Genomic DNA, 21,171 nt, shown 5'->3' with positions numbered 1-21,171 from the left:
CACGGCAACGCGGGGAGGGCGGCCGGGGTCCTTGGTGCCTGCCGTTCCGGCCGCACCGGCACGCGTCCCGGTGCGGCATCAGTCACGGGGGCGGGCCCGGCGGGGACGGTGAGCCAGTGGGTCGCGTGACGTCCGCGGAACGCTCGGAGCCGCTGTGGCATCAGTCACTCCCGGCCAGGGGGCGCCGCGCCACCCAGCGTCACTTTGCTGCTCTCCTGACCACCCCCTGAGCGCGTCGTCGCAGCTCACCGGGCGGTTCCCCGGTACACAGGGGCCGCCGGGCCCGGCCGGGCGTCCTGTGACCGTAATCACCGCGCAGGTGTGATCCGCGATTTAGGGTCCCGGCACCCGCGGGGATAACCTGCGAGACGGACATGCCGCGTACTCGGACACCGTCTACGCCTCCCTAGTGACAGCGCAGTCACGTTGCCCTTCGCGGCACGCCCACGCAGACAAGTAACCGCGATCACTACTGCGAAGACGATTTAAAGCAAAGGGAGACGGACGCGCGTGGACCTGTTCGAGTACCAGGCGAGGGACCTCTTCGCCAAGCACGGTGTACCGGTGCTGGCCGGTGAAGTCATCGACACGCCTGAGGCGGCGCGCGAGGTGACCGAGCGTCTGGGCGGCAAGGCCGTCGTCAAGGCGCAGGTCAAGGTCGGCGGCCGTGGCAAGGCCGGCGGTGTGAAGCTCGCCTCCGACCCGGCCGACGCCGTGGCGAAGGCCGACGCCATTCTGGGCATGGACATCAAGGGCCACACGGTCCAGAAGGTCATGCTGGCCGAGACCGCGGACATCGCGGAGGAGTACTACGTCTCCTTCCTCCTCGACCGCACCAACCGCACCTTCCTCGCCATGGCCTCCGTCGAGGGCGGCGTGGAGATCGAGGTCGTCGCCGAGGAGAACCCCGACGCGCTGGCCAGGATCCCGGTCGACGCCAACGAGGGCTGCACCCCGGAGAAGGCCGCGGAGATCGTCGCTGCGGCGAAGTTCCCGGCCGAGATCGCCGGCCAGATCGCTGACGTCCTGCAGAAGCTGTGGACCGTCTTCATCAAGGAGGACGCGCTCCTCGTTGAGGTCAACCCGCTGATCAAGTCCGGCGACGGCAAGATCATCGCACTTGACGGCAAGGTCTCGCTCGACGAGAACGCCGACTTCCGCCAGCCCGACCACGAGGCTCTTGAGGACAAGGCCGCAGCCAACCCGCTCGAGGCTGCTGCCAAGGCCAAGAACCTCAACTACGTCAAGCTCGACGGTGAGGTCGGCATCATCGGCAACGGCGCGGGGCTCGTCATGAGCACCCTCGACGTCGTCGCGTACGCCGGTGAGAAGCACAGCAATGTGAAGCCCGCCAACTTCCTCGACATCGGTGGCGGCGCCTCCGCAGAGGTCATGGCGAACGGCCTGGAGATCATCCTCGGCGACCCGGACGTCAAGTCCGTGTTCGTCAACGTCTTCGGTGGTATCACCGCCTGCGACGAGGTCGCCAACGGCATCGTCCAGGCGCTTGAGCTCCTCAAGTCGAAGGGCGAGGCGGTTACCAAGCCGCTGGTCGTCCGTCTCGACGGCAACAACGCGGAGCTGGGTCGCAAGATCCTGTCGGACGCCAACCACCCGCTCGTGCAGCGTGTGGACACCATGGACGGCGCGGCCGACAAGGCCGCCGAGCTCGCGGCTGCGAAGTAAGGGAACAGGTCACCAACACCATGGCTATTTTCCTGACCAAGGAAAGCAAGGTCATCGTCCAGGGGATGACCGGCGCCACCGGCATGAAGCACACCAAGCTCATGCTCGCTGACGGCACCAACATCGTCGGCGGCGTGAACCCCCGCAAGGCCGGCACCTCCGTCGACTTCGACGGCACCGACGTTCCCGTGTTCGGCACGGTCGCCGAGGCCATCGAGAAGACCGGCGCCGACGTGTCGGTCCTCTTCGTGCCGCCGGCCTTCTCCAAGGCCGCCGTCGTCGAGGCGATCGACGCCGAGATTCCGCTTGCCGTCGTCATCACCGAGGGCATCGCGGTACACGACTCGGCCGCGTTCTACGCGTACGCCAAGTCCAAGGGCGACAAGACCCGGATCATCGGTCCGAACTGCCCCGGCCTGATCACCCCCGGACAGTCCAACGCCGGCATCATCCCGGGCGACATCACCAAGCCCGGCCGTATCGGTCTCGTGTCCAAGTCGGGCACGCTGACCTACCAGATGATGTACGAGCTCCGTGACATCGGCTTCTCGTCGGCCGTCGGCATCGGTGGCGACCCGGTCATCGGGACGACGCACATCGACGCCCTCGCGGCGTTCGAGGCGGACCCCGAGACGGACCTCATCGTGATGATCGGCGAGATCGGCGGCGACGCCGAGGAGCGTGCGGCCGACTACATCGCCAAGAACGTGACCAAGCCGGTCGTCGGCTACGTCGCGGGCTTCACGGCGCCCGAGGGCAAGACCATGGGCCACGCCGGCGCCATCGTCTCCGGCTCCTCCGGCACCGCGCAGGCGAAGAAGGAAGCGCTCGAGGCTGCGGGCGTCAAGGTCGGCAAGACGCCGACCGAGACGGCCAAGCTGGCCCGTGCGATCCTCGCCGGCTCGTAGCCGATCCGATTGCCCGGTCAACCCGGTCGTACGTGAGCGGGCCCGCTCTCCCTGGTCTCCAGGGGGTGCGGGCCCGCTCACGTGTTCCGGGCAGCCGGGCAGCCGGGCAGCCGGGCAGCCGGGTGGCCGGGTGGCCCGCCGGTCCGGGTTCGGAGCCGGGTGCGGCTCGAACGGGTCAGGCCCTGAACAGGCCGTACCCGGACCCGGGGGCCGTGCTCAGCCCAGCTGCGGTACGAGGCGCCCCGGTCCGTTCGCCGGGACCGACTCGAGTTCCCGGTGCAGTTTCCTGTCCTCGGTGGTCAGCCGCTGAGGGCCCTTGCGAGGCGGGACACCCTCAACGCGCTGCGGGGGGCCGGTCGGCCGCGCGTAGTGGGTCGGGGCCGTGGCCAGAGTGAACGCGGTCAGGGCTGTGAGCAGGACGACGCAGCCGACGGTGAACCGTGTCCAGAAACGGGTCCGGCGCTCGCTGCCCCGCCGTACGGTGCGCGGTCCCGGAAGCGCCCTTTCGGGGCCCGTCCTGGTGAGTGCACCCAGATGTTCCTGGAGCGTCGAGGGTTCTTCCAGGTCGGGGAAGGTCCGCGCCACGGCGGCCCTCGCGTACAGGAGCCTGTTCGCAGCCGCGGGTGTGCTCGCTTCCGTTTCCGCCGCGGTCTCCGGAAGGTCGAGCCCGAGCCCGTCGTAGAGCAGCAGCGTGCGCCGGTATGCGGGAGGAAGGCGCAGCACGGCGTCCCGCAGCGGCACCTGCGCGGGATCCGTCGCCCGGCGGTCGGTACGCCTGCGCTTGCGGCCCAGGTGGTGCCAGGGTGACATCGCGTACTCGTACGCCGCCGCGCGTACCCAGCCGGCCGGGTCACGGTCTGTCGCGACCTCCGGCCAGCGCTGCCACGCCAGGTGGAACGCGCGCTCGACCGCCTCGCCGGCGAGGCGGCGGCGGCCGGTGAGCAGATACGTCTGGTGCACGAGGCCCGGCGCTGCCTGCGCGTAGAGCATGTCGAAGGCCTCGGCGGGGGTGATGCCGGGCGGCTGGTCCGGGTCCTGCGCGGCCGGTGAGCCGTGTGTGTCCTGCGCGGCGGGTGTTCCTGGTTGCAGATCTTTGGAGTGGCTTGCTCCGGAGACGGAACCGGCCGCGTGCGTGGTCCCGTCGGCCGGTTCCCCCGTGGTTGTTGTGGTTGCCGTGGCTGTCGTCGCTGTTGTTGTCGCTGTTGTTGCCGGAGGCGGGGTCAGGACAGTCAGCGGCTCAGCGGTTGCCGTCGCCACGGCCATGCGGGCCGGTTCTGCCGCGAGTTCTGCCCCGAGTTCTGCCCCAAGTTCCGCCCCGAGAGGTGCCGCGAGTTCCGGCGTGATGTCCGCCCTGAGCTCCGTCGCCGGTTCCGTCGCCGGTTCCGTGCCGGGCTCTGCCGCTGATTCCGCCGGCGGGTCCGCGAACAGCAGCTTGGTGTACGCCTCGCGGTTGCGACCCTGAGGGGTCGAGCGGCCGGATTCCCACGCCCGTACCGACGCCCGTGTGACACCGATCGACGCCGCGATCTGACCGGGGCTCAGCGACTTCGCCTCGCGCAGACGCCGCAGCTCCTTCGGGGAAGGCAGTTCCGTCATGAGATGCCTCCCGCGCTGCTCACGCCGGGACGGCGGGCCAAAAAGTGCATAACCGTATATTGAGTGACACGACCGACCTTTGCCTGTTACGCGGTGAAAGCGCGTGTCGTTGGCAGCATGGCCCGCGTGACCCAGATGACCGACTACAGCCCGTCGCTCGCCCCCGTGCGGACCCGTTCCGCCGTTCTGGCCGACTGCCTGCTGCGGGGCGGGCTCGCGGCGGCGCTCGGACTCGGCCCGCTCACCGTGCTGGTGATGATGCTGTGGATCAGCTCCCCCTATCCCGACAGCGGGCCGGGCGGCGCGCTGCATGTCACCGCCTCGCTGTGGCTGCTCGCTCACGGCACGGAACTGACCAGGCTGGACACCACGTCGGGTGTGCCCGCGCCGCTGGGCGTGGTGCCGGTGCTGCTGGTCGCCCTGCCCGTCTGGCTCGTCCAGCGGGCCGCGCATGACGCGCTCGACCCCGCCAACGGCCGTCCGGGGCCGTCGGTGCCCGGCGCCCTGTGCGCGGTGACCGGCGGCTATCTCCTGGTGGCCGCCGCTGTGACGGCCTACGCGTCGGGCGGTGCCCTGCCCGCCGAGCCGCTGAGCGCGCTGTGGCACCTGCCGCTCGTGGCCGGTACGGCTGCCGGGGTGGGCGTCTGGCGGGCGCGCGGCTACTGGCGTGGGGCCGCCGGAGGTTCGGCGCACCGGAGGTCCTCCGGTGGGCAGGCGTTTGCCGACGGTGTACGACGCGCCCTCGAACACCCACAGGTGTCGACGTCGCTGCGGTCCGGAGCCGCCGGGGTGGCTGTGCTTGCCGGTGGGGGAGCGCTGCTGGTCGGCGGGTCCCTGGTCTGGCACGGGGCTGCCGCGCAGGAATCGTTTCTGCGGCTGACCGGCGCCCTGTCGGGACGGTTCGCCGTCCTGCTGCTGGCCGTCGCGCTGGTGCCGAACGCGGCGGTGTGGGGCGCCTCGTACGTACTCGGCCCGGGGTTCACCCTCGGCGCCGGCGCGTCGGTGACCCCGCTCATGGTGACCGGAAACGCGGCGCTTCCCTACTTTCCGCTGCTGGCCGCCCTGCCGGGCCCCGGCGGCGGGTCGCCGCTGAACTGGGCGGTCGTGTGTGTGCCGCTGACCGCGGGGGCCGTGCTGGGATGGTTCGCGACGCGGGTGCGGGAGGGCGAGCGCCCTGAGAGCCTAGGCCGGACCACCCTCACGGCGCTGTCGGCAGCCGCCCTCTGCGCGACGGCGATGGCCGTGCTGGCTGCTCTCGCCGGTGGCCCCCTCGGCACGGGCAGACTGACGTCCTTCGGCCCGGTGTGGTGGCACACCGGGGTGGCGACCCTCGCCTGGACAGCGGCAACGGGGCTTCCAGTGGCCCTGGTCCGGCGCTGGTGGGCGCTGCGGAGCACTCGGCCCGCCGCGCGATCCGCTGTGGAAGCCCCGGCTGCGGTGGCCGTGCCCTACCTGGTGGAAGCCCCCGCTCCAGTCGGGGCGGCTGGGACGGTCGGACCGGCAGCCGCTGCGGACAGCGCGGCCACGGCGGGACCGGAGCCGCACGGCAGCGGGGCGGGGCGGTGGGCTGCCCTGCGGGCGATGTCCGGAAAGCTGCTGGCGAGGTTCCCGCTCACGGACGCACAGGACGGGGGCGACGGGGACGGTCCCTATGCGTCGTCGGCGTCCCTGTCTGCTGCGGGCAAGGCCGAGGAGGACGGGGTGCCCGAGGAGGACGGGGTGCCCGAGAAGAGCGGCGAACGCGCCGGGACGAACGCGAAGACCGGGACGAACGCGCAGGCTGAGGAGCACAGGGAGGCCGGAGGGAGCGGTGACTCCGACGAGGGCGACGCAGCGCCCGGAAGCCACGCCGCCGGGTGGCCCGACCGGGAAGATGTCCCGGCACCGGCCACGCCTGCCGAGCCGGTCGCGCCGGTTGAGGACAACGCCGACCAGAACCCCTCGCAGCGGCCCACCGGTTCAGGCCCCGCCACCGCTTCCGGCCCCGGCGCCGGGGGCCCGGAGATCTGGCCGCCGATGCCCTACACGGAGGAGGACTGAGCCCGGTGGGCTGCGTCGCCGCTACTTCTTCGTACCGAGAACCGGAACCAGCGAGTGCGGCAGGTTGCTGTTGCAGGCGATCTGGCCCTGCTTCGTGAGTGCGTCGTCCACGCAGGTGTAGTAGTCCCGGTACACGAGCTGTGCGGAGAACGTCAGGATCACGATCACCAGCGCGAGCCCCGCGGTCACCATGCCGCTCACCGCGGCCGTGATCTGCTGCTTCGACGCGACGGCCGTAGCACCGGCGTAAGGACCCGTGTACGGGCCGGGAGCAGGCGGCGCTGTCGGTGCCGGAGGCACACCCGGGCCCGGCGGCGGTCCGTCGGTCGGGGTGGCCGGGGGCTGCGGAGCCGTCCGGGCCGCGGTCTCCTTGTCGCCCGGCCCCGGCCCCGGCTTCGCGCGCAGTGCGCTGATGCCCCAGTACAGCGCGAGCGCACCGAGGAGCAGGCCGATCTCCGGCAGATTGAAGAGCGCGAAGAAGAACGCCCACATCCCGGCGAGCAGCGCATAGCGCGCCCTGCGCTGAGCCGGGTCCTTCGGATCCCAGCGCAGGCCCGGACCTGGGCCGCCGCCCTGGCCGCCGTTCCGCCCGTTGTCCGGTCCGCCCGGCCCGCCCTGACCGCCGGTGGGCCGCTGGGGGCCGCCGAACCCGCCGTCGTGGCGGCCCGGCTGCACCGGGCTCCACTGGCCACCACGGCCGGGCGATGAGGGCGAGTCGCCGTCGTCGCCCTTCCCGTGGCCGTCGCCGTCACTGCCGCCGTCGCTGTCCGCCCGGTGCTGTGGCTGCCGGGGCCGCCACGGCTGGTCCGGCCGGTCCGCGGGCGGGGGCGCGAACGGGTTGTCGTCCGGCTCCGTCGAAGAGGGCCGGCGTTCCCGCAGCAGCAGTGAACCCTGCCCGTGCGGCGGGGTGCGGAGAGTCGCGCGGTGGCGTCGGTCCTGCATCTGGTGAACGTCTTCCCCTCATTCGGTTCCTGCCCGGGAGACAGGTCCTGTCCCCAGACGCTACCTCTCGGCCGTGCCCCCGTCCCGTGGGGGCCGTTCGGTGTGCCGGTATCGTTGCCGACGGTCGGCGCGTTCGTAGAGTTCCCCGTATCGGGGGATGCGATCTATTCGTACGACCGCACAAGTCGTATCCAGAAAGGGCCCCGCTGTGGCCTCCCCGTCCTCCCCCGCCCGCCTGGTCGTGCTGGTCTCCGGTTCCGGGACCAATCTGCAGGCCCTGCTCGACGCGATCGGTGACGATCCGGCCGCCTACGGTGCCGAGGTCGTTGCGGTCGGTGCTGACCGCGACGGCATCGCCGGACTCGACCGCGCGCGCGGTGCGGGACTGCCGACCTTCGTCTGCAAGGTGAAGGAGTACGCGGACCGCGACGCGTGGGACGCGGCGCTGGCCGAGGCCACCGCCGCCTACGCACCCGACCTGGTCGTGTCGGCCGGGTTCATGAAGATCGTGGGGGAGAGGTTCCTCGCGGCCTTCGGCGGCCGGATCGTCAACACGCACCCGGCGCTGCTCCCCGCGTTCCCCGGCGCCCACGGCGTACGGGACGCGCTCGCGTACGGCGCCAGGGTGACCGGCTGCACCGTCCACTTCGTCGACGACGGCGTCGACACCGGACCGATCATCGCGCAGGGTGTGGTCGAGATCCGGGAGCAGGACGACGAAAGCGCTCTTCACGAGCGCATCAAGGAAGTCGAGCGGAAGCTGCTCGTCGATGTCGTGGGGCGTCTGGCCCGTAACGGCTACCGCATAGAGGGACGAAAGGTTCAGGTCGGTGCACACCGAGAACACGGACACCGTTAAGCCCATCCGGCGCGCGCTCGTCAGCGTCTACGACAAGTCGGGTCTGGAGGAGCTGGCCCTCGGGCTGCACGAGGCGGGCGTCACGCTCGTCTCCACCGGATCCACCGCGGCGAAGATCGCCGCAGCCGGTGTGCCGGTCACCAAGGTCGAGGAGCTCACCGGGTTCCCGGAGTGCCTCGACGGCCGGGTCAAGACACTGCACCCCCGGGTGCACGCCGGAATCCTCGCCGACCTGCGCCTGGAGGACCACCGCAGGCAGCTCGCCGAGCTGGAGGTGGAGCCCTTCGACCTGGTCGTGGTGAACCTCTACCCCTTCACCGAGACCGTCGCCTCCGGCGCCACGCCGGACGAGTGCGTCGAGCAGATCGACATCGGCGGTCCGTCGATGGTCAGGGCCGCGGCCAAGAACCACCCGTCGGTCGCCGTCGTCACCAGCCCCGAGCGGTATGCCGACGTCCTCACCGCCGTCAAGGGCGGTGGCTTCGACCTGACCGCACGCAAGCGGCTCGCGGCCGAGGCGTTCCGCCACACCGCCGCGTACGACGTGGCGGTCGCCGGCTGGTTCGCCGACGATTACGCGGCGGCCGACGACAGTGGCTTCCCCGAGTTCCTCGGCGCGACGTACGAGCGCGGGAACGTCCTGCGCTACGGCGAGAACCCGCACCAGGGCGCCGCGCTGTATGTCTCCGGTACGGGCGGCCTCGCCCAGGCCGAGCAGCTGCACGGCAAGGAGATGTCGTACAACAACTACACGGACACCGACGCCGCGCGCCGGGCCGCGTACGACCACGCCGAGCCCTGTGTGGCGATCATCAAGCACGCCAACCCGTGCGGCATCGCGATCGCCGACGACCTGGCGGAGGCGCACCGCAAGGCGCACGCCTGCGACCCGGTGTCCGCCTACGGCGGCGTGATCGCGGTCAACCGCCCGGTCACCGTGGAGCTCGCCGAGCAGATCGCGCCCATCTTCACCGAGGTCGTCGTCGCTCCGGCGTACGAGGACGGGGCTGTCGAGGTACTGGCGCGCAAGAAGAACATCCGGGTGCTGCGCTGCCCCGACGCGCCGTCGGCCGCGGTCGAGGTCAAGCAGATCGACGGCGGCGCGCTGCTGCAGGCCGCCGACCGCCTCCAGGCCGACGGTGACGACGCGGCGAACTGGACGCTCGCGTCCGGCGACGCGCTCGCGGCGGATGAGCTGGCCGAGCTGTCGTTCGCCTGGAAGGCGTGCCGCGCGGTGAAGTCCAACGCGATCCTGCTCGCCAAGGACGGCGCGTCCGTCGGCGTCGGGATGGGCCAGGTCAACCGGGTCGACTCCGCGAAGCTCGCCGTCGAGCGCGCGGGCGAGGAGCGGGCACGCGGGGCGTACGCCGCGTCCGACGCCTTCTTCCCGTTCCCCGACGGCTTCGAGATCCTGGCGAACGCCGGGGTCAGGGCCGTGGTGCAGCCGGGCGGTTCGGTCCGTGACGAGCTGGTCGTGGAGGCCGCCGAGAAGGCGGGCGTGACGATGTACTTCACCGGTACGCGGCACTTCTTCCACTGATACCGCCGGGAGTTGACGGCGAAGGCCGCACCCGGTGAGGGTGCGGCCTTCGGCTGAACGGCAGCAGCGGCTGCTGCCTGCGGTGGCTACTTCTTGATGACCAGGGTTCCCGCGGCCCGGTCGTGCCAGCCCTGCAGCTTCCCGGAGTTGTCGAAGAACGGCGACAGGTACACCAGGATCGCCCCGATGTAGCAGAGGAACGCTCCCACGATCGGGATGATGTAGCGGATGAAACCCGAGCCCAGACCGGGCTTCTGTCCCGTGTTCTCCTTGACGACGCGCAGGCCGACGGCCAGCTTGCCGAGGGTGGCGCCGACCAGCGAAACCATCAGCCACTCGTAGAGCAGGCTGAACCCGGCGAAGACGGCGATCCAGGTGAGCATCAGCGAGAGGAAGCCGGAGCTGGCGTTGTCCACGCACGAGTTGTAGTCGGCGGAGTTGATGTCACAGCTCTTCGCGATGCCCACCGCCCCGGCCAGACCGACGGCCATGAGGATGCTGAGGATGACGCCGATGGCGACGCCGTCGATCGCGCGGGCCCCCAGGCGCCGGCCCATCGAAGCGACCTCGACCGTGCCGAGGAGGGGGATGTTGATGTACCCGTTGTTCGCCTGGAGGGTGCCCGGCTGCTGCCCGTACCCACCGCCGTAGGGCGGCTGCACCGGCGGCGCCTGCGGGTAGCCGTAGCCGGGCTGCGGCGGCTGGCCCTGCGGCGGCACACCCTGGGGGGCCTGCTGCGGGTAGCCCTGCGGGGGCTGCTGCGGGTATCCGTAACCGGGCTGCGGCGGCTGCTGGGGCTGTCCCTGCGGCTGCCCCTGGGGCGGGCCGTAAGGATTGTTCGGGTTCGGTTCGCCGAAGCTCATGGCTGGATTCCTCCGTTGGTTCATGCGGGGACGACGCGGTTCGAGCGGAGGATTGGTGAAGAGAAACGTCTCAGCGGTCTGCCCCCCGACACTGCCCGCGGACTGCGGACAACATGCTTCTAAACGCCACGTAAGTTTGTCCAGTCGCAGTCCGTATGTGTTGTGCAAGCGCAACTTGGGCGATCATGCCGCCCCCTGAAAGAATGGCTCGTATGACAGCCCAGATTCTCGACGGCAAGGCCACCGCAGCCGCGATCAAGTCCGAACTGACCGGCCGCGTGGCGGCCCTCAAGGAGAAGGGGGTGGCCCCCGGCCTCGGCACCCTGCTCGTCGGCGACGACCCCGGCAGCCGGTGGTACGTCAACGGCAAGCACCGTGACTGCGCCGAGGTCGGAATCGGCTCCATCCAGCGTGAACTCCCCGGCACGGCAACCCAGGAAGACATCGAGGCGGTCGTCCGGGAGCTCAACGAGAACCCCGAATGCACCGGCTACATCGTGCAGTTGCCGCTCCCCAAGGGCATCGACACCAACCGTGTCCTGGGGCTGATGGACCCGGCCAAGGACGCCGACGGGCTGCACCCCACCAGCCTCGGCAAGCTGGTGCTGAACGAGGAGGGCCCGCTGCCCTGCACCCCGTACGGCATCATCCAGCTGCTCCGCCACCATGGTGTGGAGATCAACGGGGCGCATGTCGTGGTCGTCGGCCGCGGTATCACCGTCGGCCGTTCCATCCCGCTGCTGCTGACCCGTAAGTCCGAGAACGCCACCGTCACGCAGTGCCACACCGGCACCCGTGACCTGCCCGCGCTGCTCAAGCAGGCGGACATCATCGTCTCCGCCGCGGGTGTCCGGCACATCATCAACGCCGAGGACGTCAAGGAGGGCGCGGCCGTCCTCGACGTCGGTGTCAGCCGGGACGAGAACGGCAAGATCGCCGGTGACGTGCACCCCGGTGTCGCGGAAGTGGCCGGCTGGATCTCCCCGAACCCTGGCGGGGTGGGCCCGATGACCCGCGCCCAGCTGCTGGTGAACGTCGTGGAGGCGGCGGAGCGCAGTGTCGGCTGACGCGGCCGCACGGATGGGGCCCGATGAGCCGCACGGGCCCGACAGGCTGGGATCGCCCGGCGGGAGCAGCGCGGACACGGACGCTGCGGGAGCTGCCGGGCCCGCGGGAGCTGCCGGATCCGCGGGAGCCTCCGGGCCCGCGGGAGCGGCCGGATCCGTGGGAGCCTCCGGGCCCGCGGAATCGGGTGACACTGCGGACCCCGGTGGCACCGCCGTGCCACCCGCGGACCCCGGTGGCACCGCCGTGCCACCCGCGGACCCCGGTGGCACCGCCGTGCCACCCGCGGACCCCGGTGGCACCGCCGTGCCACCCGCGGACCCCGGTGGCACCGCCGTGCCTGCGGACCCCGGTGGTACCGCTGGGCCCGCGGGCTCCGGTGTGCCTGCCGGACCCGGTGAGCCGGCGGAGCCCGGGAGCACGGAGGCGGCCGAGCCCGTCGGCGCTGGTGAGCCCGGGGCTGCCGGGCCCGAGCGCGAGCCCGGTTCGGCCGATACCGAGAACACTGAGCCGGGCTCCGCCGCCACCGACTCCGCCGCCACCGGGGGCGCGACGCCTGAGGGCGGCGCGTCGGAAGGCGTCCGGCTGGAGGGTGACCTCGCCGAGCCCGAAGGGGAGGACGCCGTCAGCGCGCCCGGTCCGGACGGCGAGCCGGTCCGCACGACCCGGCGCTTCCCCCGCGTGACGCGGGACACCGCGCGCCCCGAGGGCGGTGGCCGGGCGGCCTCCAGTGATGCGCCCGCGCCCGCCAGGCAGTGGCCCCTGCTCACGGTGCTCGTCACGATCGGCGTCGGGCTGCTGCTCGTTGCCTTCGACGTGACACGGGTGGGACTGCTCCTGGTCGGCGCCGCTCTGATCGGTGGCGCCGTGATGCGCTGGTGGGTGCGCTCCGTCGGGATGCTCGCGGTGCGCTCACGCTTCACGGACATGGTGACGTACGGGGTGCTCGGCGTGGTGATCACGCTCCTCGCGCTCATGGTGCAGCCGCAACCGTGGCTGACGCTGCCGTTCCTGGAGGGGCTGATGCGCATCACCGTGCGGTGACGCGTAACTCCGCTGTGGCGGCAGGCCGCTGACCGGGCATAACGGCGTTGGAGCGGCTACCGGAAAATAAAAGAGAATTCGGGGGAGTGGCCCGCGATTCCCGGGGCAGGCGGACGGTATCCCCCCACGGGTGCTTGCACCCGGCGGTGGCCCTCCGCGCCTCCCCCCCCCTGGCGCGGACGGCCACCGCCGTGCAGGTGGCAGGTCCGCGGGGGTCAACGCGCGCCTCTGCGCGGGATACCCGGGGGCGTACGCGGAGCGCAGCGGGGCCCAGGAGATGGGTGTGCGGCGTGCCACACGGGGGCGTGAGCCGGTCGCTCGCGGGGTCGGATAGCCTGACGTCGGAAGTCTCTTCACATCAAGATTCAGTTCGGGGTGTGAGCGTCCGAGATTTCCCGCACCAGGGGCAGGGACCCCCACCGCCAGCTGTCTTACGGAGAACGCCATGACCCGCACTCCTGTGAATGTCACCGTCACCGGCGCGGCCGGCCAGATCGGCTACGCGCTGCTCTTCCGCATCGCCTCGGGCCACCTGCTCGGCTCGGATGTGCCGGTCAAGCTGCGTCTCCTGGAGATCCCGCAGGGGCTGAAGGCCGCCGAGGGCACCGCGATGGAGCTGGACGACTGTGCCTTCCCGCTGCTTCAGGGCATCGAGATCACGGACGACCCGAACGTCGCCTTCGCCGGCGCGAACGTCGCGCTCCTGGTCGGCGCCCGCCCGCGTACCAAGGGCATGGAGCGCGGTGATCTGCTCGCGGCCAACGGCGGTATCTTCGGCCCGCAGGGCAAGGCGATCAACGACAACGCCGCGGACGACATCAAGGTGCTGGTCGTCGGCAACCCGGCCAACACCAACGCGCTCATCGCGCAGGCCTCGGCCCCGGACGTACCGGCCGACCGCTTCACCGCGATGACCCGCCTCGACCACAACCGGGCGATCTCGCAGCTCTCGCAGAAGACCGGCGTCCCGGTCTCCGAGATCCGCCGTCTCACCATCTGGGGCAACCACTCCGCCACGCAGTACCCGGACATCTTCCACGCCGAGGTCGCCGGCAAGAACGCCGCCGAGGCAGTCAACGACGAGAAGTGGCTGGCCGACACCTTCATCCCGACCGTCGCCAAGCGCGGCGCCGCGATCATCGAGGCCCGTGGCGCGTCTTCGGCGGCCTCGGCCGCGAATGCCGCCATCGACCACGTCCACACCTGGGTCAACGGCACGGCGGACGGCGACTGGACCTCGATGGGTATTCCGTCGGACGGCTCCTACGGCGTTCCCGAGGGCCTCATCTCGTCCTTCCCGGTCACCACCAAGGGCGGCACGTACGAGATCGTCCAGGGCCTGGAGATCAACGACTTCTCGCGTACCCGCATCGACGCGTCGGTGAAGGAACTCTCCGAGGAGCGCGACGCCGTCCGCGAGCTCGGCCTGATCTGAGCCGCACTCCGGCGGTTCCGTTGCCCGGCTTGTCCGGGCCCGGCTCGTCCGGACTCCTGGCACAGGAACGCCCCCGGCAACCACGTGGTTGCCGGGGGCTTCCGGTTTTTGCGGGAGGGACGGGCGGGAGCGGGAGGGGCCGTGGTGCCTCCCGGCGGCTCCAACTGCGTGTCAGCTGCCCGGTACGTCCGCCGGCGGGCCCGCCAGGGTGTTCGCGTCCTGCCGCAGCCGTTCCATCGACTGCCGGTGCAGGCCGGGGCCGAACGTGACGCGGGTGGCGCCCAGTTCGCCCAGCTCGCGCGGCGACGGCCCGTCCGGCAGGAAGACCGCGTTGAGCGGCGCCCCGACCCCGGAGGCAAGGGCGGGCAGCTGCTCGGGCGGCGCCATGATCGGGTAGACGCAGTCGGCGCCCGCTGCCAGGTAGCGGCGGGCACGGTCGATGGCCTGTGCCGGATCGTGTACGCCGCGGATGTACGTATCCACGCGCGCGTTGATGAACAGTGCGCCTCCCGCGGCCGCGCGGACCGCGGCGAGCCGGTCGGCGTTCTCCTGCGGGTCGGTGAGGGCTCCCCCGGAGGAGTCCTCCAGGTTGCAGCCGACCACGCCGGCGTCGAGCAGCCGGCCGGCGATCTCGTCCGGCGGCAGACCGTACCCGGCCTCGATGTCCGCCGAAACAGCCACCCCCAGACCCTCGACGGCCCGGACGATCCGGCCGATAGCGGCGAACATCTCGTCGGCAGGTGTCTCGCCGTCCGCGTAACCGAGCGCGGCCGCGATTCCGGCGCTGGGGGTGGCGAGCGCCGGGAACCCGGCTTCGGCGAAGACGCGTGCGCTGGCCGCGTCCCACGGGCCGGGGAGCACCAGCGGGTCGCCGGGGGGCCGGCCCAGGTGGAGGCTGCGGAAGTCCGTCATGGCGGAACCCTTCAGTGGCGGAGCCGGACCGGCGGCCGTGGTGGTCCGGCCGCCTTGTCGCGGGGTCGGTGGAGGTGGGGCGGTGGAGAGGGGCCGGAAGGCCGGGACGGCCGGTCAGTGGTGGTGGGCGGTGGCGCGCGGTGTGTAGTGGCCCGGCACCATCCGGGTGGACACGGCGAGGCGGTTCCAGGAGTTGATGACCGTGATCGCCGCGATCAGGTGGGCCAGCTCGTTCTCGTCGAAGTGCTCGGCGGCGTGCGCGTACACCTCGTCCGGCACGAAACCGTCGGTCAGGACCGTGATGGCCTCGGTGAGCTCGATCGCCGCGATCTCCTTCGCGGTGTAGTAGTGCTTCGACTCCTCCCAGCCGCTCAGCTGCACGATCCGCTCGACCGACTCGCCCGCGGCGAGGGCGTCCTTCGAGTGCATGTCCATGCAGAAGGCGCAGTGGTTGATCTGGGAGGCGCGGATCTTGACCAGTTCGAGCAGTGTCGGATCGACACCGCGCCGGGCCGCCGCGTCCAGGTTGACCATGGCCTTGTAGACCTCGGGCGCGAACTTGGTCAGGTCGAGGCGGGGCGTGTGCTCGGGGAGGTACTCCGGGGCCGCGTTCGGAGGGGTCGCACTGTCCGTGGTGGCTGCACTGTCCGTCATGTCTCTTCTGCCCTTCATGTCATTGTTCGTCGTGATGCATACGACGTTACGCGGGACATGGCGCAGGGGTATGGTCCATTTCTGTGACGGATTCCTGGGCCACCTTCGGCGTCGACCTGCATCTGGAGCTCACCGGGCCGGGGCTGCGAGTCGGCCTCACGGACGCGCTGCGCCGAGCCGTCCGTACGGGCCGGCTGGCGCCGGGGACCCGGCTGCCCTCCTCGCGTACGCTCGCCGTCGATCTTGGTGTGGCCCGTAATACCGTCGCCGATGCCTACGCCGAACTGGTGGCCGAAGGCTGGCTGACCGCCCGGCAGGGCTCGGGAACCAGGGTGGCCCCACGGTCCGTGCCGCGGGGGGAGGCCAAGCCGGCCGCTGTCCGGCGGCCGCGGCGGAGCGGACCCACGCACAGCCTCAGGCCCGGCCGGCCCGCCCTCGGCTCCTTTCCGCGCACGGAGTGGCTCAGGGCGTCGAGGAAGGCACTGACCGCCGCGCCCCACGAGGCGTTCGGGTACGGCGACCCGCGGGGCCGCATCGAACTGCGCACCGTGCTGGCGGACTATCTGGCGCGGGCGCGTGGCGTCCACGCCGACCCGGAGCGCATCGTGGTCTGCGCGGGATTCGCCCATGGGCTGATGCTGATGGGGAAGGTCCTGCGGGGAAGACGGGTGCAGGACGTGGCCGTCGAGTCGTACGGGCTCGAACAGCACTGGAATCTGCTCGTCGAGGCCGGGCTGCGTACGCGACCGCTGCCTCTGGACGGCCTCGGCTCGCGTACGGACGCGCTGGGCCGCGAGGGCGCGGTGCTGATGACGCCGGCCCACCAGTTCCCGATGGGTGTCCCGCTCCACCCGGACCGGCGCACGGCCGCAGTCGACTGGGCCACGACCACGGGTGGCGTCATTCTGGAGGACGACTACGACGGCGAGTTCCGCTACGACCGCCAGCCGGTCGGTGCGCTGCAGGGGCTGGATCCCGAGCGGGTCGTCTACTGCGGGACGGCCAGCAAATCCATAGCTCCCGGGCTGCGGCTCGGCTGGCTGGTACTGCCCGACGCGATGGTGGAGGAAGTGCTGGAGGCGAAGGGGGGCAACGACTGGATGTCCAGCGCCCTGGAGCAGCTGGTGCTGGCGGAGTTCATCGCGTCCGGCGCGTACGACCGGCACGTCCGCTCGATGCGGCTGCGTTACCGGCGACGGCGCGACCAGCTGGTGGCGGCCCTGGCCGAACGGGCGCCAGGCGTCAAGGTGTCCGGGATCGCGGCAGGGCTGCACGCCGTACTGGAACTGCCCGAAGGCACCGAGCGGTCGGTCGTTCAGGCGGCGGCCTGGCAGGGGCTCGCGCTGGACGGCGGGTCCCAGTTCCGGCACGCGGGCGTGGCGGACGGGCGCGACATGCTGGTCGTCGGCTACGGGACGCCCTCGGACAGCGCGTGGGCGGGGGCGCTCGACGCGCTGTGCCGGGTGCTCCCGTAGGAGAGCTGCGTACGGGCCGGGCTTCCGGGCGGGGCTTTCGGGCCCGCACGGCACCAAGAGCCCAGGAGGCTCCGGAACATGGGCTCATGGGCGCATCGGCTCATGGGCCATCGGCTCTCGGCCCTCAGGTCTCCGGCTGGGGCGATGCGGCCGGCGCCTCTCCGAACCGCGCCAGTGCGAGTGCCCCCGCGACGGCCACCGCGAAGCCCGCCACCGCCAGCGGCGTCAGGCCCTCCCTCGTGCGGTCTCCCAGCGCGATCACGCCCACCAGTGCGGGACCGATCGTCTCGCCGATGACCATGCCTGCCGTGGCCGTGGTCACGGAACCGCGCTGCAGTGCCGATGTGAGCAGCAGGAAGGCGGAACCGCCGCCGACGAGCAGGGCGTACAGCGCCGGGTTGGTGAAGTCGACGGAATCGATGAGGCGTACCGACACCTCGACCACGCCGAAACCCACCCCGGAGCCCAGACCGAGCACCAGGGCGCGCGCCCTGCCTCTGAGACGGCCCGCCACCGTGCCGACCAGGAGCACCGCGAGGGCGACCCCGAGCATCGACCAGCGCAGCGCGGCCGAGCCGGTGTTGTGCCCCTCGGCCCCGGAGGCGAGGCCCAGCATGCCGAGGCCCGCGCAGACGACGGCCACCGCGCCCCATTCGGTACCGGAGAGCCGGACGCCGAGGATGCGGGACGCCACCACGGCGGTGACCGCGAGGCTCGCGGCGAGCGCGGCGCCGACCGCATAGATCGGCAGGGTGCGCAGGGCGATGATCTGGAGGACGAACCCGAGGCCGTCCAGGCCGAGTCCCAGGATGTAGCGCCACTGCCGCAGGGCGCGCAGCAGCAGTGCCGCGTCCACACCCGACCCGGTTCCGGGCGCGGAGGCGCGGGCGGCGGCGGCCTGGAACACGGAGGCCGTGCCGAAGCAGATCGCTGAACCGAGGGCGCAGATCATTCCAAGGAGCACGAAAGGACTCTAGTCGGGCGGTGCTGGGCACAGGACCGGCCGAGCCCTCCCGAGCCGCTTGGGGCGCAGGGCCCGGCCGAGGGCATGTCATCCACCCCTCTGGGTGGGCAACCTGGGTGACATCTAGTCTGTACACCGACAGGTTCGGTGCGACAGGCTCTGCGCGACGGGTTGGCAGGGCAGGTTCGCAACGCAGGTTCGACGACGGTTCGGTACGACAGTTCTGTACGACGGGGGAGGTCGGCGCATGCGCAGGATGAGGTCGAGCGCTGTGGTGCTCGGGGGGATGGGGATGCTGGCGGTGACACTCACCGCCTGCGGTTCCGATGTGGACAAGCGGTGCGTCGACCCCTCGACGCACAAACAGCTTCCGAAGCACGAGTGCACCGACGGCACGGGCCGCGGCACGTATTACTACGGCGGCTCGTCGAAGCACGGCAAGGTCTCGGGCGGCAGTTTCAACAAGTCGTCCGTGCACCGGGGCGGCTTCGGCGGCGGGTCCGATTCCGGCGGCGGACACCACTCCAGCGGCGGCTGAGCCGGACGCACCGGAACGGGCGGACAACCATGAAGCGGCACACCATAGAACCGCGCCCCGGCTGGCAGCAGATCGTCGAGGAGCAGGGGCTGATCTATCCGCTGACCCGTTACCCCGACGACTCCCTGCGCCCGTACTGGGACGAGAGCGCGTACTACTCGTTCTCCCTGGCCGAGGTCGAGGCGCTGGAGGAGGTGGTCGAGGAGCTGCACACGATGTGCCTCGCCGCGGCCGCCCACATCGTCGACCGCGGCCGGTTCGCGGAGCTGGGCATCACCGATCCCCGGTTGGCCGGGCTGGTCGGCGATGCCTGGCGTCGGCGGGACGAACTGCCGTCCGTCTACGGCCGGTTCGACCTGCGCTACGACGGCAGCGGCCCGGCGAAAATGCTGGAGTACAACGCCGACACCCCGACCTCACTGGTGGAGGCGGCCAGCCCGCAGTGGTTCTGGATGGAGGACCGCTTCCCGGGCGCCGACCAGTGGAACTCGCTGCACGAACGCCTCGTCGACGCCTGGAGGCGGCAGGCTCCGCTACTGCCGCCGGGACCGCTGCACTTCGCGCACTCCGAGGCGGACGAACTCGGCGAGGACCTGATGACGGTCGCCTATCTGCGGGAGACCGCCCAGCAGGCCGGGATCGACACCGAAGCACTCGCGGTGGAACGGATCGGCTGGGACCCGCTGTCCGGGCGGTTCGTCGACGAGCAGATGCGCTTCATCCGCAGCTGCTTCAAGCTCTACCCGTGGGAGTGGCTGACGACGGACAGCTTCGGGCCCCACGTCATGGACACTCTCGACAACGGCGGTTCCACCGGATCCACCTGCTGGATAGAGCCCGCCTGGAAGATGCTGCTCTCCAACAAGGCGCTGCTCGCCGTTCTGTGGGAGCTGTATCCCGGACACCCGAATCTGCTGCCCGCCTATCTGGACGGCCCGCGCGAACTCGCCCTGTCGAAAGGGTATGTCTCCAAACCGCTGCTCGGCCGTGAGGGCGCGGGGGTCCTGCTCCACGAGCCGGGCGCCGGTACGACGCCGACCGCGACCGCGACCGGGGCCGCGACCGCGACCGCGGACCACGGTGGCGCCGGCTCCGCTGCCGGTGGTGTCGCCCATGCCGCTGGTGTCCGGACCGACGAGGTCTGCTGCTACCAGGAGTTGGCCCCCCTTCCCGACTTCGACGGCAACCGTGTGGTGCTCGGTGCGTGGGTCGTCGAGGACGAGGCGGCGGGGCTCGGCATCCGGGAGTCGGCAGGGCCGGTGACGGACGAGTACGCCCGTTTCCTGCCCCACGTCATCCTGTAGCCCGCGCCGCTCCCGCCCCGGCAGCGGTGTCAGCGGTGTCAGCGGTGTCAGAGGTTCAGCACGGTACGGAGCTGGGCGAGTCCCCAGTCCAGGTCCTCCTTGCTGATCACCAGCGGCGGAGCGATCCGGATGGTGGAGCCATGGGTGTCCTTCACGAGCACGCCCAGGTCCATCAGCTTCTCGGAGATCTCCCGGCCGGTGCCGTGCGCGGGCGCGATGTCGACCCCCGCCCACAGTCCGCGACCGCGTACGGCCTGCACGGTGCCACTGCCCACCAGGAGAGCCAGTTCACGGTGTAGGTGTTCGCCGAGCTCGGTCGCCCGCTGCTGGAACTCGCCGGTCCGCAGCATCGCGATGACCTCCAGGGCGACGGCACAGGCCAGCGGGTTTCCACCGAATGTGGACCCGTGCTCCCCGGGCCTGAAGACTCCCAGCACCTCGGCGGACGAGACGACCGCCGACACGGGAACCACCCCGCCGCCCAGCGCCTTGCCCAGGACGTACATGTCCGGCACGACGCCCTCGTGCTCGCAGGCGAAGGTCTTTCCGGTCCTGCCGAGACCGGACTGGATCTCATCGGCGATGAACAGAACGTTCCGTTCGCGGGTCAGTTCCCGTACGCCCGGGAGATACCCGGCCGGAGGCACCAGGACCCCCGCCTCGCCCTGGATGGGTTCGAGCAGTACCGCCACGGTGTTGGCGTCGACGGCAGCCTCCAGCGCGGCCAGATCCCCGTACGGCACGATCTCGAAGCCGGGGGTGTACGGGCCGAAGTCCGCCCTGGCCTCAGCGTCCGTGGAGAAGCTGACGATCGTGGTGGTCCGGCCGTGGAAGTTGTTCTCGGCGACGACGATCTTCGCCTGTCCGTCCGGTACGCCCTTGACCCGGTACCCCCACTTGCGGGCGGTCTTCACCGCGGTCTCGACCGCCTCGGCCCCGGTGTTCATCGGCAGCACCATCTCCATGCCGCACAGCTCGGCGAGCTGAGTGGAGAAGTCGGCGAAGCGGTCGTGGTGGAAGGCCCGGGAGGTGAGCGTGACCCGCTCCAGCTGGGCCTTGGCGGCGTCGATCAAACGGCGGTTGCCGTGGCCGAAGTTGAGCGCCGAGTAGCCGGCGAGCATGTCGAGGTAGCGGTGCCCCTCGACGTCGGTCATCCACGCGCCGTCCGCGGAGGCGACGACGACGGGCAACGGGTGGTAGTTGTGCGCGCTGTGCGCTTCGGCAGAGGCGATCGATGCTTCGGTAACTGACACGGGTTCTCCGTTCTTACGGCGTACGGGTCTTACCGCGTACGCGGCTCACCGCGTACGGGTCCTACGGCGTACGGGCCGTCCGGGCGCGGGTTC

General features: G+C 71.2%; 18 protein-coding genes. 11 read left to right on the top strand and 7 right to left on the bottom strand.

Annotation, left to right across the window (positions count from 1 at the left end):
* Positions 1 to 510 precede the first annotated feature (510 nt).
* Positions 511 to 1,686 (top strand): ADP-forming succinate--CoA ligase subunit beta, encoded by a 1,176-nt coding sequence (sucC, locus tag OG584_RS12805; RefSeq protein WP_405777978.1) that lies wholly within the window; start codon positions 511 to 513, stop codon positions 1,684 to 1,686.
* A 20-nt stretch (positions 1,687 to 1,706) separates the two neighbouring features.
* Positions 1,707 to 2,594, top strand: coding sequence for a succinate--CoA ligase subunit alpha (gene sucD, locus OG584_RS12800; RefSeq protein WP_405777977.1), 888 nt, complete (start codon positions 1,707 to 1,709; stop codon positions 2,592 to 2,594).
* Between the two features lie 216 nt (positions 2,595 to 2,810).
* Here the strand turns inward: sucD and OG584_RS12795 are convergent, their stop codons facing one another.
* Positions 2,811 to 4,190 (bottom strand): helix-turn-helix domain-containing protein, encoded by a 1,380-nt coding sequence (locus OG584_RS12795; protein WP_405777976.1) that lies wholly within the window; start codon positions 4,188 to 4,190, stop codon positions 2,811 to 2,813.
* 135 nt (positions 4,191 to 4,325) lie between these two features.
* On the opposite strand from OG584_RS12795, the gene OG584_RS12790 reads away from it, so the two are divergent.
* On the top strand, positions 4,326 to 6,230 hold the full coding sequence (locus OG584_RS12790) for a DUF6350 family protein (RefSeq protein WP_405784024.1): 1,905 nt from the start codon (positions 4,326 to 4,328) through the stop codon (positions 6,228 to 6,230).
* A 21-nt stretch (positions 6,231 to 6,251) separates the two neighbouring features.
* Here the strand turns inward: OG584_RS12790 and OG584_RS12785 are convergent, their stop codons facing one another.
* On the bottom strand, positions 6,252 to 7,172 hold the full coding sequence (locus OG584_RS12785) for a hypothetical protein (protein ID WP_405777975.1): 921 nt from the start codon (positions 7,170 to 7,172) through the stop codon (positions 6,252 to 6,254).
* Between the two features lie 157 nt (positions 7,173 to 7,329).
* Between OG584_RS12785 and purN the strand changes: the two genes are divergently transcribed.
* Positions 7,330 to 8,031, top strand: coding sequence for a phosphoribosylglycinamide formyltransferase (gene purN, locus OG584_RS12780; protein ID WP_405777974.1), 702 nt, complete (start codon positions 7,330 to 7,332; stop codon positions 8,029 to 8,031).
* Positions 8,003 to 9,571, top strand: a complete 1,569-nt coding sequence (gene purH / locus OG584_RS12775; protein WP_405777973.1) for a bifunctional phosphoribosylaminoimidazolecarboxamide formyltransferase/IMP cyclohydrolase — start codon at positions 8,003 to 8,005, stop codon at positions 9,569 to 9,571. Before purN ends, purH begins: the two co-directional genes overlap by 29 nt.
* An 86-nt stretch (positions 9,572 to 9,657) precedes the next feature.
* On the opposite strand, the gene OG584_RS12770 is transcribed toward purH, so the two are convergent.
* The gene (locus OG584_RS12770) at positions 9,658 to 10,434 is read right to left on the bottom strand and encodes an RDD family protein (protein WP_405777972.1); all 777 of its coding nucleotides are present in this window, start codon (positions 10,432 to 10,434) and stop codon (positions 9,658 to 9,660) included.
* A gap of 212 nt (positions 10,435 to 10,646) precedes the next feature.
* Here OG584_RS12770 and OG584_RS12765 point away from each other — a divergent pair, with 212 nt between their 5' ends.
* From OG584_RS12765 to OG584_RS12755, 3 genes are all read left to right on the top strand, one after another.
* On the top strand, positions 10,647 to 11,501 hold the full coding sequence (locus OG584_RS12765) for a bifunctional methylenetetrahydrofolate dehydrogenase/methenyltetrahydrofolate cyclohydrolase (protein WP_405777971.1): 855 nt from the start codon (positions 10,647 to 10,649) through the stop codon (positions 11,499 to 11,501).
* Between the two features lie 214 nt (positions 11,502 to 11,715).
* Positions 11,716 to 12,543 (top strand): DUF3017 domain-containing protein, encoded by an 828-nt coding sequence (locus tag OG584_RS12760; protein WP_405777970.1) that lies wholly within the window; start codon positions 11,716 to 11,718, stop codon positions 12,541 to 12,543.
* Between the two features lie 445 nt (positions 12,544 to 12,988).
* A complete protein-coding gene (locus OG584_RS12755; protein WP_405777969.1) occupies positions 12,989 to 13,978 on the top strand; it encodes a malate dehydrogenase in 990 nt (329 codons plus the stop codon).
* 171 nt (positions 13,979 to 14,149) lie between these two features.
* Here the strand turns inward: OG584_RS12755 and OG584_RS12750 are convergent, their stop codons facing one another.
* Both OG584_RS12750 and OG584_RS12745 read right to left on the bottom strand, forming a co-directional pair.
* Positions 14,150 to 14,890 (bottom strand): isocitrate lyase/phosphoenolpyruvate mutase family protein, encoded by a 741-nt coding sequence (locus OG584_RS12750; RefSeq protein WP_405777968.1) that lies wholly within the window; start codon positions 14,888 to 14,890, stop codon positions 14,150 to 14,152.
* Between the two features lie 114 nt (positions 14,891 to 15,004).
* The gene (locus OG584_RS12745; RefSeq protein ID WP_405777967.1) at positions 15,005 to 15,544 is read right to left on the bottom strand and encodes a carboxymuconolactone decarboxylase family protein; all 540 of its coding nucleotides are present in this window, start codon (positions 15,542 to 15,544) and stop codon (positions 15,005 to 15,007) included.
* Positions 15,545 to 15,627: 83 nt separating this feature from the next.
* On the opposite strand from OG584_RS12745, the gene OG584_RS12740 reads away from it, so the two are divergent.
* Complete coding sequence (locus OG584_RS12740; RefSeq protein WP_405777966.1) at positions 15,628 to 17,019, top strand: PLP-dependent aminotransferase family protein; 1,392 nt, start codon at positions 15,628 to 15,630, stop codon at positions 17,017 to 17,019.
* Positions 17,020 to 17,143: 124 nt separating this feature from the next.
* Here the strand turns inward: OG584_RS12740 and OG584_RS12735 are convergent, their stop codons facing one another.
* A complete protein-coding gene (locus tag OG584_RS12735) occupies positions 17,144 to 17,971 on the bottom strand; it encodes a hypothetical protein (RefSeq protein WP_405784023.1) in 828 nt (275 codons plus the stop codon).
* Between the two features lie 259 nt (positions 17,972 to 18,230).
* Here OG584_RS12735 and OG584_RS12730 point away from each other — a divergent pair, with 259 nt between their 5' ends.
* Positions 18,231 to 18,521: a hypothetical protein gene (locus OG584_RS12730; protein WP_405777965.1), complete on the top strand. Its 291-nt coding sequence runs from the start codon at positions 18,231 to 18,233 to the stop codon at positions 18,519 to 18,521.
* Between the two features lie 29 nt (positions 18,522 to 18,550).
* Entirely contained in the window at positions 18,551 to 19,825 is a 1,275-nt protein-coding gene (locus tag OG584_RS12725; RefSeq protein WP_405777964.1) for a glutathionylspermidine synthase family protein, read from the top strand.
* A 47-nt stretch (positions 19,826 to 19,872) separates the two neighbouring features.
* Here the strand turns inward: OG584_RS12725 and rocD are convergent, their stop codons facing one another.
* Complete coding sequence (rocD, locus tag OG584_RS12720) at positions 19,873 to 21,078, bottom strand: ornithine--oxo-acid transaminase (RefSeq protein WP_405777963.1); 1,206 nt, start codon at positions 21,076 to 21,078, stop codon at positions 19,873 to 19,875.
* Positions 21,079 to 21,171: the final 93 nt, after the last annotated feature.

It is taken from the genome of Streptomyces sp. NBC_00859 (assembly GCF_045161865.1).
Taxonomy (GTDB): Bacteria; Actinomycetota; Actinomycetes; order Streptomycetales; family Streptomycetaceae; genus Streptomyces.
Note: the sequence above shows the minus strand (reverse complement) of the source record. Positions and strands in the feature narration are given on the sequence as shown.